The 12,117-nt window shown below is 46.1% G+C and carries 7 protein-coding genes; 4 read left to right on the top strand and 3 right to left on the bottom strand.

Annotated elements, in window-relative coordinates:
* The 3 genes from KUV50_RS07445 to KUV50_RS07435 form a co-directional block, all read right to left on the bottom strand.
* A partial coding sequence (locus KUV50_RS07445) for a hypothetical protein (protein WP_222579473.1) occupies positions 1-584 on the bottom strand: 584 nt, incomplete at its 3' end.
* Between the two features lie 51 nt (positions 585-635).
* The gene (locus tag KUV50_RS07440) at positions 636-941 is read right to left on the bottom strand and encodes a hypothetical protein (protein WP_222579471.1); all 306 of its coding nucleotides are present in this window, start codon (positions 939-941) and stop codon (positions 636-638) included.
* A 108-nt stretch (positions 942-1,049) separates the two neighbouring features.
* Positions 1,050-1,295 carry a hypothetical protein gene (locus KUV50_RS07435; protein ID WP_222579470.1) on the bottom strand — a complete coding sequence of 82 codons (246 nt, stop codon included), beginning with the start codon at positions 1,293-1,295 and terminating at the stop codon, positions 1,050-1,052.
* Positions 1,296-1,739: 444 nt separating this feature from the next.
* Here KUV50_RS07435 and KUV50_RS07430 point away from each other — a divergent pair, with 444 nt between their 5' ends.
* From KUV50_RS07430 to KUV50_RS07415, 4 genes are all read left to right on the top strand, one after another.
* Positions 1,740-4,376 carry a cohesin domain-containing protein gene (locus tag KUV50_RS07430; RefSeq protein ID WP_222579469.1) on the top strand — a complete coding sequence of 879 codons (2,637 nt, stop codon included), beginning with the start codon at positions 1,740-1,742 and terminating at the stop codon, positions 4,374-4,376.
* Positions 4,377-4,414: 38 nt separating this feature from the next.
* Positions 4,415-5,353, top strand: coding sequence for a PorP/SprF family type IX secretion system membrane protein (locus tag KUV50_RS07425; protein ID WP_222579468.1), 939 nt, complete (start codon positions 4,415-4,417; stop codon positions 5,351-5,353).
* Between the two features lie 495 nt (positions 5,354-5,848).
* Positions 5,849-10,789, top strand: coding sequence for a T9SS type A sorting domain-containing protein (locus KUV50_RS07420; protein ID WP_222579467.1), 4,941 nt, complete (start codon positions 5,849-5,851; stop codon positions 10,787-10,789).
* Positions 10,790-11,591: 802 nt separating this feature from the next.
* Positions 11,592-12,059 carry an Lrp/AsnC family transcriptional regulator gene (locus KUV50_RS07415; protein ID WP_222579466.1) on the top strand — a complete coding sequence of 156 codons (468 nt, stop codon included), beginning with the start codon at positions 11,592-11,594 and terminating at the stop codon, positions 12,057-12,059.
* Positions 12,060-12,117: the final 58 nt, after the last annotated feature.

The raw sequence follows: 12,117 nt of genomic DNA, 5'->3' as shown, positions 1-12,117 counted from the left end.
TTGGGGCGTGTGAGCATGGATAATGTCTGGCACTTGAGTGGTATATCAGGTTCCAGACACTGCGCTTCCCGCTGGCGTTTCCGGCTCGTGTGCGTATTAGTGTCAGACATTTGCAGTTGAGGCGTGCGGGAATGGATAGTGTCTGGCACTTCTGCGGTGGTCCAGGTTCCAGACACTGCGCTTCCCGCTAGCTTTCCCTGCAAGTGTCTTACACCAGATGCGGTCCAGGTCCCAGACACTGCGTTTCCCGCTAGCGTTTCCGGCTCGTGTGCGTGTTCGTGTAAGACATTTGCAGTTGGGGCGTGTGAGCATGGATAATGTCTGGCACTTGTGCGGTAGATCAGGTTCCAGACACTGCGCTTCCCGCTGGCTTGCCCTGCAAGTGTCTGACACCAGGTGCGGTCCAGGTTCCAGACACTGCGTTTCCCGCTGGCGTTTTCGGCTCGTGTGCGTGTTCGTGTAAGACATTTGCAGTTGGGGCGTGCGGGAATGGATAATGTCTGGCACTTGTGCGGTGGTTCAGGTGTCAGACACTGCGTTTCCCGCTGGCGTTTCCGGCTCGTGTGCGTGTTCGTGTCAGACATTTGCAGTTGGGGCGTGTGAGTATGGATAATGTCTGGCACTTGAGTGGTATATCAGGTTCCAGACACTGCGCTTCCCGCTGGCGTTTCCGGCAAGTGTCTGACACCAGGTGCACTCCAGGTTCCAGACACTGCGCTTCCCGCTAGCTTTCCCTGCAAGTGTCTGACACCAGATGCGGTCCAGGTTCCAGACACTGCGTTTCCCGCTGGCGTTTCCGGCTCGTGTGCGTGTTCGTGTAAGACATTTGCAGTTGGGGGTGTGAGCATGGATAATGTCTGGCACTTGAGTGGTATATCAGGTTCCAGACACTGCGCTTCCCGCTGGCGTTTCCGGCTCGTGTGCGTGTTCGTGTCAGACATTTGCAGTTGGGGCGTGTGAGCATGGATAATGTCTGGCACTTGTGCGGTAGATCAGGTTCCAGACACTGCGTTTCCCGCTGGCGTTTCCGGCTCGTGTGCGTATTAGTGTCAGACATTTGCAGTTGAGGCGTGCGGGAATGGATAGTGTCTGGCACTTCTGCGGTGGTCCAGGTTCCAGACACTGCGCTTCCCGCTAGCTTTCCCTGCAAGTGTCTTACACCAGATGCGGTCCAGGTCCCAGACACTGCGCTTCCCGCTGGCTTTCCCTGCAAGTGTCTGACACCAGATGCGCTCCAGGTCCCAGACACTGCGTTTCCCGCTGGCGTTTTCGGCTCGTTTGCGTGTTCGTGTCATTTGCAGTTGGGGCGTGTGAGTATGGATAATGTCTGGCACTTGTGCGGTAGATCAGGTTCCAGACACTGCGTTTCCCGCTGGCGTTTCCGGCTCGTGTGCGTATTAGTGTCAGACATTTGCAGTTGGGGCGTGCGGGAATGGATAATGTCTGGCACTTGAGTGGTATATCAGGTTCCAGACACTGCGCTTCCCCTTGCTTTTCTGGTAAATGTCTGACAGCGGTTCTTATCTGCAGCTCTACCTGCACAACTCAAAATTCCACCTCAAGTGTTAAATAAAACGTATTAAAGAAATTTGGAATAGATTTTGTATTTACCGGTACTGATGATTGGTTTACGACAAAAGTCAAATTGGATTTTGCACCCGACAGATAGCACGGCATATACGCAGACCCATTTCGGTTCGTTAGTAAATCAAATTACATCCACGATATAAAACAACGTTATGATCAAATATTTTACATGCATCGTCGTCTTTATTACACTGGTGTCCAGTGCATTAGCACAGCCGGTATTTACATTGTCTGATGCGCAGGGAAACACGGGAGATGTCGTCAGTATCGATGTCAAGGTGAAGGATTTTAAAGCCATCGTCGGCTTCCAGTTTGCGGTAAAGTTCGATCCGTCCAAATTGAAGGTGAAAGATGTCAAGAATTTGACCACGGTTCTGGATGAATTTGACCAGGAAAATATTGATTACTCCAAGGTCAACGCGGATAAGGGCCTGATTACCGTAGCTTATGCCAATGCCACCTCGGACAATGGATTTAATATACCCGATGATGGGTTGTTTTTTACCATTGAATTTGAAATCATCGCTACCGGCAATTCCACCACACTTGTGGATATTCCACAGGAAGTAGATTTTGGTGAATTTTCGCGTAAAGTAGAAATGATCGATAGGGATTACAACGAAATTGGTATGACGGCGAATGCCGGTACAGTCACGATAGGTGAAGGTGGTTCTGGTCCAGGGCGGGTCAGTCTTTCACTGGGGGCTGCATCCGGAAGCAATGGAGAAACCGTTTGTATTCCATTGAAGGTGACCAGCTTTACAGAACTCAATGGCATGCAATACAGCATAAAGTTTGATACAGATTTTTTGGAGTTTATAGAGGGACGTAATTTTAATCTGACCAATTTTAGTGAATCCTCTATCGCCACAGAATCCATTGCCAGTGATGGCGCACTTATTATTTCCTGGAGCTCGCCCGATACCGAGCCACTGTCTATAACTGATGGAACCACCATTGTGGAATTGTGTTTTAAGATAAAAAAATCAACGGGTAGCTCAAACATAACCTTTAGTAACAGCCCCCAAAAAATTGAATTCAGTACGCTGGAGGATGGTCAAACTGTGTCAGTCGAGTCCAATCTGTCCAACGGAAAAATTTCCGCCGGCGACGGGGGGAATAGCGGTGGCACGGACTGTGATAAACAAGGATTTTCCATAGCTGCGAGTACAACCACCGCGCCGAAAGGATCCAGTACCTGCGTGAATATTGTGGGTAAAGGTATTGAGAAAATGGCGGTTCTCCAGACGATCATCGAATGGGATCCTGCTGTGTTGAGCAACCCTTCTTTTGAATCGGCTAATGTTGAAATTACCTCATTTGATTATAGCCTGGATAAAGGTGCTGAAGGAAAGGCCATTTTATCCTGGACCTACAAAAATCCGGATGGCCCCGGGATCACCCTAGAGGATAACGCATTGCTTTTTAAGTTGTGCTTTGATGTAATCGGTGACGACGGAGCGGTGTCTTCGGTCATCTTCACCGGTGACAATACGACCACCCAATTGGCTGCCGATGTGGATGGCAACTTTTATACATTTCAACAATGTGACGGTTCTGTGACGGTCGGCCAGCCTGAAGATGTAACCGTCCAAACCGTTCCGCCAACGTGTACAGGAAACAATGACGGCTCTATTTCTTTAACGGTAAATGCAGGACAATCTCCATACACTTTTGCCTGGACGAAAGACGGTCAGGCTGTCGGAGCAAAAGCCACTATCAATGCCCTTACTGCAGGCACGTACTCTTACGTAGTCACAGACAATTCCGGCGCTGAAATCGGCAAAGGTGATGTGGTGTTGGATGATCCGGATCCGATCGTGATTGAATCTGAGATTACACCGATTAATCAAGGCAACGATGGCGCTATTGATGTGACTGTCTCAGGGGGTACGGGAAGCTATATGTACAACTGGAGTACCGGTGATGACACCGAAGATCTTAGCGGGCTGGGGTCAGGTACCTATACCGTAACGGTGACTGATGGGAATGGCTGCTCAGTAAGTAAAGATATCAGCATTGGAGACGCGGAGTACAATGTGGTCATCGAAGCAACCACCGATTACAATGGATCAGCGATCAGCTGCAACGGTGAATCAGATGCAAATTTACGCGCTAAAGCTAGTTTTGGTGCAGCACCATATAGTTATAAATGGAATACAGGGGACGAAACAGAAACCCTGCAAAACGTGGGTGCCGGTGACTATGTAGTGACCGTGACTGACAGCGAAGGGAAAAAAACCGAAGGACGATTTACGCTCGAGGAACCCGAGCCGATGTTGGTGCGTGTGGTCACAACACCCTCCAATGGAGGTAATGCCGGTACCGCGAAAGCGGAGGTCCGGGGCGGAACCCAACCATATACCTACGAATGGAACGATAAAAGTCCCGGTTCGACCACCGTGTTTATTGGAAGCCTGACAGAAGGCAGTTACCGGGTTCTGGTGACCGATGCCAATGGATGTATGACCCAGGGGCTCGGACGGGTGCCCATCGATGATCGGGATTGCTTTACGGCGGCTCAGGTCATGACACCCAATGCGGATGGTCTCAATGATGAGCTTCGGATAGCTTGTGTGGAAGGTACGGTGAATACGCTAATGGTGTTTGACCGCTATGGTAAAGCGGTGTACAAAGAAGAGAACTACAACAATTTGTGGACAGGTACTGACGGAGATGGAAATACATTGGGTGACGGCGTGTATTATTATGTATTGGAGGTGCAAGAAATAGACGGTACGACCACCCAGTATAAGGGGCATGTAACCCTGTTGCGCAGGTTAAATTGATTTTCCGGCACGAAATTTGACTTTAAACAGACAAGACAATGAACAAACTTTTACGATATATCACCGCGACCGTATTGATCCTGACGATCGGAAAATTAACGGCACAGGAAGCAGGTTCACACCAGCATTATAAGATCAACTATCACCTGATCAATCCTGGAGCAACCGGTATGGACGGGCAAACCATTATGTTGAATTACATTAGCCGGTGGAATGCCTTTCCGGGAAATCCACAGACTTTTACGGCGGGATACAATGGCTTGGTGAGTGATAAAATTGGACTGGGAGCAATGGTTATCTCAGACAACCTGGGATCCCTTAATAAAACATCTGGTGTGCTTTCCTATGCGTACCAGTTTGATGTGGAAGAAACCAGATTGAGTATCGGGCTTTCGACCGGGTATGAAAGAAATAAGTTACAGGCATCGGCTTTGGTTGATCAGGGGTTGGATCCCAATGATCCGGTCATTGATCAGGCGGCCAGAGGATATGATGTTTTTGATGCGTCATTTGGTGTCCACGCTCTCCTTCCGGATGGATTTTTTGCGGGAGCTGCTTTACCGAACCTGATCCGAACCCGAGTCGATAGCGATGCAGATTCTGCGGAAGAAGAAAATACTCTTTTTAAGTATTTCATTGGGTATGCCGGCTATCGAAAAGAACTGGAAGAATATAATTTTGATATCGAACCCTCCCTGGCCATCCGTAAAGTCCGGCATGCCCCTTTTCAGGTGGATTTGAATATGCTGGGGTATTATGCCGATGATCAGTTGATTGGTGGATTTACCTATTCCATAGGGGGAGGTAATTCAGCGCATGTACTCTTGGGAACCCGTATCAATCTGATGACCATCATGTACTCCTACGGTGTGTCTTTTTCGGATTTTCAAACCTACAGCAATGGATCCCACGAAATCTCCTTGAAATTTGATCTTGCTCATCAGGAAAATGATTCAAACGGGAGCAAGAAAAGATAACATATGAAAAATAATCGTAATATAATAGATAAAAATTCAAGAGGTGTGCAAAACCTCCAAAATTTAACAGATAAAATATTTGGCCTTAAAACGTTGGTATTGAGTAAGCTAGACATATTTAATTCCTGTTATAATAAATTAGGTACGATTGTTGCATTATAGGTATGTGCAGGCATGATGATGCATGTCAAAGAAAAAACTTAAGGCGCAGTGAATGGCGTCGAAAACCAAAGACGCAGTGAATGGCGTCGAAAGAACGATTTTTTTAAACCGAAAACTAGATTGAGATACCAAACCGACTCTGTGAATGAATGAACCTTTACACCTAAACTAACTTTTCTTTTTTTGTTTTTCATTTTCGACAGCACACGCTGCTGTTCCTTTCACAGATAGGCTCATATCGTAAAATCCAGTTTTAAATTAATTGAAACCAAATTTATTAATCAAAACCTTTTATTTAAAAAACCGATTTTTTTTAAACCAAAACTAGAACTCATGAAAAAGACGAATTTTACGACAATTCAGCCATCGTGGTGTCTGGGCGCAAATTGGCTCAAAGGGATCATCCCTTTGCTGGCTTTATTTGTGTTCGCACTACCGATGCAACTTCAGGCGCAACAGGCGCCCAACTGTTCCAACTTTTCTCCAGCCATTGACGCCAGTGGTGATGTAGAAGTCGGAGCCGATGATTTTGTAACCAATCACGTTGGTGTTGGGTATCCGATCACGGTTTCCGTTCACAATCAATGGGGCGGGGTTGAAAGAACCTTTGAATTTGCCAATGAGACAGAAACAGACTTTTGGAATGTTTGTAGCTATTTGGGTAAATCATTGGATTATTCTGTAACAAACAACGTAGGGACGTGTAACCTTGGAAAAATCAATTTCAATGGCACGCCCAATGCCGTATTAACCTCCGCGTTTGGAAATAAGTCACCCTGGACTGGTGAAAATGCATCGGAAGGTAAAGTGAACGTGTATTGCGGATATATTCCTGCACCTTCTTCACATGTTCCTTCCGCGGTGTCTCCGTGTGGTGGACGCGTATCTGCTCCTAAGGTTCAGCCTGACTGGGTGATGATGCCAAATGCGTGTGGCGAAGGCGACACAGCCAAAGTGATCCACAGAACGTGGGAAGTGTATGACAAAGAAGGCAACCTGTCAACCTTGACAGATACCATCGTGGTATTGCGATTGCCTAAATTAACCCCGGAAGCCTTTGTAGGTAGCCCGGAAGATTCTTTCTTCTGTACGCTGGAACCTGTTCCCAGCGAAGGGGAAGGTCTGAAGCGCTATGCAGCGTGGAAGCAACCTGTAGGGATTCATGATTATGAATTGCCGTATACCAAGTTGCAAGGAGTGGTTTATGACCTTCCACAAACTGTGGTATTGGCCGGGCTTCAGAATGCCTGGAATCAGGGACCCAATGTATTTGATAAGTACCTGGATTGTGTGATCCTCAAAAAAGCCGATGGTACGTCAGTGACCATTCGACACATCATCGATGGAACTTATTTCACATCAATGATGGCAAATGCATCGCAGGAACAACTAACTTATGGTTTCCTTCATGAAATATTGGAAGGTGGTTATAGTACAACAAATTTCCAATCTTATTCTTTCTATCCTGTATTGTTATTGCAGGACGGAGACCAGATTTTGTCTGAAGGCGGAAACTTTGCGATTGTAGATTCCGACTGGTTCTACAACGGACACGGAAACAATCCATTTTGGTTTTCCGGTGGATGGCCATCAATCTACGGAAGTGGTGATTGCATCTCGTACTGTGATGTAGGAACCGGGGATAAATTTGATTGTATCCAGGTATCCGTACCTGCTCTTACTGTTACAGGAGCGAGTCCTTATAGCGATGATTGTGTGACGATTTGTTTGGAAACCGGAGTTCACTGTGGTATTACCATAGAGACAGATGCGATAGCAGATTGGACTGGATCATGTCCACAAACCCGTGGCATTGACAGTTGGATTACGCAAACGTGCTGGGCGACGACGATTAATTCGTGCGTAGAGGATGCAGAAGATGATTGTGAAGAATTGAGTGCAGATGACAATTTGGACGATGTGGTCATTGACTACTCTTGTACCGACAAAGCGGTCAAAGCACACATCAGTCAGTGGCAGACACTGGTCGACACGACCGGACCGATCTTTGACTTCTGCTACCCTGTTGATTTCAGCGGAGAGAATAATATTGAAGGACCTGGTTCCGAGGATAAATGCAATATCAGTACCTGGGATCATGACGATATTCAGGCAGCGATCCTGGCTGGAGAACAGTATCCTAGTGCTGAGCAATGGGAATATTGCAATCCAACCGTTTATACGACTGGATCCCATGATTGCGCTGCTGAGGTATATGTACCTTCCGTACGTGTAATAGACAATTGCAGCGGTGTACACTCTGTAAAAGCAGCCATTGATGTCAAAGGGGGTACCCGGTGGGTAGCCTTGGAGCGAACCAATACTGAAACGAAGACACTGGCGAACGGTGACATTTGTACTGTATATACCTATTCACACACGCAGGATCCTATTCGGGTTCCATTTACCGGATGTGATAGTGAACCAATCGAAGTCAGATATGAAGCAGCAGATGATTGCTGGAACCAAAGCAACTGGTCCAAGTATATCCGAATCCAGGATAATACACCTCCGACCATTGTGGTTGACCGCAACGTCAATGTACCATTGCAGAACAAAACAGCATGGGTTCATGCAGAGACCTTTGATGAAGGAAGCTGGGACAACTGTGCGATCGATCTTCGATTGGTCCGACGCAGTGACTGGTGGGCTGACACGGCTTGTGTTGATCTGTGTGCAGATGTAACCAAATCTTACAACAATTGGGTGGACATCCTGGATGATTTGGGTGTAAACCGAACTCAGGCATCTACAGCAGTAGGTGGCGGGATCGTAGGAGAGTATGCATTTAATGATAAATACAATGTTAATGATTTGAAAAACTTCCTGAATGACGGGGAGATCGAACAATACTATTACAACCAGATTGTATGGTTGTGGGAAGATGAGGAACTGTGTGGCGAGAAAGTCGTACACGGCTGGATTTATGCAATTGCAGAGTATATCGCTGAGAATTGCTCCACAGCTGATGAGCACGGTAACAAATTGAACGTTAGAGAGCTTGAAGCGATCTTTGATAACCTAATCGGAAAATCTGGTTATGGAAATGAGATGTCACTGCTGGGTGGTGGATGGAGTAAATCCGTACCGTTCAAATGTGAAGATGCTTGCGAAGCAGTACCTGTGGAACTATTGGTGATGGATTATTGCTGTAACTGGGGTAAAGGAACGTCCAAAGCATATGTGGAAGACGCCGGAAATACCCGCTTAGTGAAGCGATTGCCAGACTTGAATATCTCTTGTGAAGCGTATAGCATTTATTATAAAGATGCTGTAGAAGCTGCCGGTGCTCTTGGAGAGTACGGAAGTAAGAAAGACACGAGTGGTTTGTTTGACGAGTTGAATGAGTCTTTCGGAAGCTATGTGAAAACATGGGTTGACAATCAGAATCGACCGACGGACATCGATGGTAACTTGTTGCCTGAGAGTTCATTGTACTTCGATTACTGGAACGTGACTTGCGAAGAAAAGTCGAACATCGAGAAGGTAGCTATTGAGAATCATGACGGAACAATCGGGTGGGAGACCATCACGCACATTACTACTTTCCTGGACAGTGCAGAATTATCCGCACCTCATGGAATCATTGGTATCAACTGTGCCGCTACTTGCGAGCAGGACATATGGGTTGACCTGGACGAATGTGGACAGGGAACCATTACCCGACGATTCTTTGTCGAAGGTGGATGTGGATCTGAATCACAAAAATGGACTGTGGAGCAGGTGATTAATGTACAGTCTGCTTGTGGAATGAGCAAAAACATGTTTGATCTTCCTGCGAACGTAGGAACCAAAGATGCACCAATTTGCTTGCCGGAAGAGTTGTCTACGTCGTTCTTCCCGGATACGTTGGGAGACGTTACCTTGAAGTCGCACTTAGTAGGTAAGTTGTGTAACTCACCTGCAGTAGGTAAGACTATTCAGGAGTATGACGTAGTAGGCGCGCCTGGAATGAAGAAGTATATCATCAAATGGAATGTCATTGACTGGTGTGCTTCACATACATCAACCACGCGTGAATTTACCTATGAGCAAGAAGTCATTGCTACGATTGATGCGGATTGTGATGTCACTGTGACAGATACGACTGGAGATTTGAGCCTGGTTCAAGGTACGATCAGAACCGAAGAAGGCACGCCAGTACAGAAAGTTGAGATGAAAGCTGTTTTTGCGAACGGAAGTCCATTGACGACCGTGACCGGTGGAGAAGGTGCTTATAACTTCTCGATCAACGACGGATCTCAGGTGAGCCTGGTACCGAGCAAGAACACAGGATTCGCCAATGGTGTAAGTACGCAAGATTTGATCGCGATTCAGCGTCATGTATTGCAGAAGCAATCGTTGGACAGCAAATATCAGCGCATTGCAGCTGATGTTGACGGCAACGGATCGATCAACGGATTTGACGTACTTGAACTGCGTAAATTGGTGATGCAGCCGCACACGAAGTTTGCGAACAATACGAGCTGGAGATTCTTTGACACACAATCTGACAAAGAAGTTTATGATGTAGCTAATTTGGAAGGCGACATGAATGTAGACTTTGTCGGTGTCAAAATCGGTGATGTGAACTTGTCAGGTGATCCTGCAAGAAGCAGCCGAAGCGCTACCGGAACGTTGAACCTGAACGTGGCAGACAAAACCATGAAGAGTGGTGAAGTATATCGGATCGATGTCACTTCTGACAACTTTGCGAACATCAACGGATTGCAGTACACTTTATCTTATGTGACGAATCTGGTCGAGATCGAGTCGATCGAAGCTGGTGCACTGAACATCACGAAAGACAACTACGTACGCTATGCTTCAGGGATGATTACATCCAGCTGGAGTGAAGCTGACGGGCAGAACTTGTCCAGTGACGATGTGTTGTTCACATTGGTAGTGAAAGCGAAATCAGAAGTACAATTGCGTGATGCATTGAGCCTGAACAACCGGGTAACCACTACGGAAGCATACGATGCTGAAGGTGGCTTGAAAAACGTCAGCTTGCGCTTCGACGGACAAGATTCCGGATTTGCCCTGTACCAAAACACCCCCAACCCGTATGCGGGTCAGACTGTGATTGGATTTAAATTGCCTGAAGCATCTAAAGCGACCTTGAGCGTGTACGATGTGACCGGTAAGGTACTGAAGATCGTAGAAGGTGAGTATGGTGAAGGCTACAACGAAGTGAAGTTGACAAGTTCAGATCTTAATGCGACTGGCGTATTGTACTATCAATTAGATACAAAAACGTATACAGCGACTAAGAAGATGATCGTGATCGAATAATGCGTAGCGACGCAATCTCGTATTGCGCCTCTACCGAACATTCAGTCTGGATCATGAGTAACTGATGTTTTGAATGAACCGAGGATATTGATTGATAAAATCGGTTTTTGGGATGGCCTCTTTCCGCCCTCGTTTACGAGGGATTGGAAAGGGGCTTTTTTTATTTTAGGAGATGATGAAATCATAGATTTGACGGATCTCAGAGATCTGTTAAATCTTTTTTATTTTGAAAAAATGCAATCGATGGGATGCGCTGCAGTAATCAGCTCGTCGTTTTAATGAACCAACTGTTCACTAGTGCTCTGTTTCATAAGTTTTTACCAGTAATTTAGGCGCTTCCAGATCGTTTCACGCCTGTCTGCCGGTAATTATGGACAAAAAATTATAGCCAGGCAGGCTCACGAATCGCCTGGCTCAATTTGCGATTCGTGAGCCCGTAGGGATCTGGAAGCGCAATTAAATTACTCAAGCATATTTATGAAACGAACCAGTAGTGGACTGTTTCATAAGTCATTATAAATAATAATACCTCATATATCTCAAAATGACTCAGCGTTCAATCTAATCCGACCCTGACTGGGTCAGAATCCTTGCAGGTAAAAGGCCTCAGAGATAATACCTATACATACATTATTTATTATTCCGTGCACTAGAGCGCTGCGGGCTGATAATACCATACATAGTAACGTAATAATAAAAATTCCATATCTTAGAACCCACATGAATGCGATCAATAGTTGTTGTTTTTTTTGACCTAACACCTAACACCTAACACCTAACACCTAAGAATAAAAACTTTTCTATGGATATCAAAATCGATGAATTCGATCAAAAGATTATGGAGATTTTGCAGCGAAATGCACGCACGACGATCAAAGAGATAGCAGGTGAGGTCGGAATGTCTTCGACACCGGTATTTGAACGCATTAAGAAGCTGGAAAAGCATGGGTACATCGATCGGTATGTCGCGCTGTTGAATGAGGCTAAGCTGGGCTATAAAATGGTGGCCTTTGTGCAGATATCTCTGACTCTTCACAACCTCGATGAGGTAAATGCATTCGTGGACCGGATCACTGCTTTTCCCGAGGTGATGGAATGCTACCATACGACTGGGGAATCCGACTTTTTGGTGAAAATATTGGTTCGGGATATGGATCGATTCAATGAGTTTATCCTGTATAAACTATCTGAGATTGAAAATCTTGGTCACGTCCGGACCCAGTTTGCTCTGTCCACCCGGAAGAGAACCACAGAAATCGGGTTCAAATAATACCCCGCAAAAGAAGTGGATAAAAGGATCAACCTATATCAACCATCAAAATGCACCT

It is taken from the genome of Membranihabitans marinus, from assembly GCF_019802045.1.
Taxonomy (GTDB): Bacteria; Bacteroidota; Bacteroidia; order Chitinophagales; family Saprospiraceae; genus Membranihabitans; species Membranihabitans marinus_A.
This window is presented reverse-complemented; position numbering and strand designations above follow the sequence as displayed.

Coding starts and splice junctions, on each gene's coding strand:
- KUV50_RS07425 (WP_222579468.1), top strand. CDS start 4,415: ATGAACAAACTTTTACGATATATCACCGCGACCGTATTGATCCTGACG.
- KUV50_RS07420 (WP_222579467.1), top strand. CDS start 5,849: ATGAAAAAGACGAATTTTACGACAATTCAGCCATCGTGGTGTCTGGGC.
- KUV50_RS07430 (WP_222579469.1), top strand. CDS start 1,740: ATGATCAAATATTTTACATGCATCGTCGTCTTTATTACACTGGTGTCC.
- KUV50_RS07435 (WP_222579470.1), bottom strand. CDS start 1,295: ATGACACGAACACGCAAACGAGCCGAAAACGCCAGCGGGAAACGCAGT.
- KUV50_RS07440 (WP_222579471.1), bottom strand. CDS start 941: ATGTCTGACACGAACACGCACACGAGCCGGAAACGCCAGCGGGAAGCG.
- KUV50_RS07415 (WP_222579466.1), top strand. CDS start 11,592: ATGGATATCAAAATCGATGAATTCGATCAAAAGATTATGGAGATTTTG.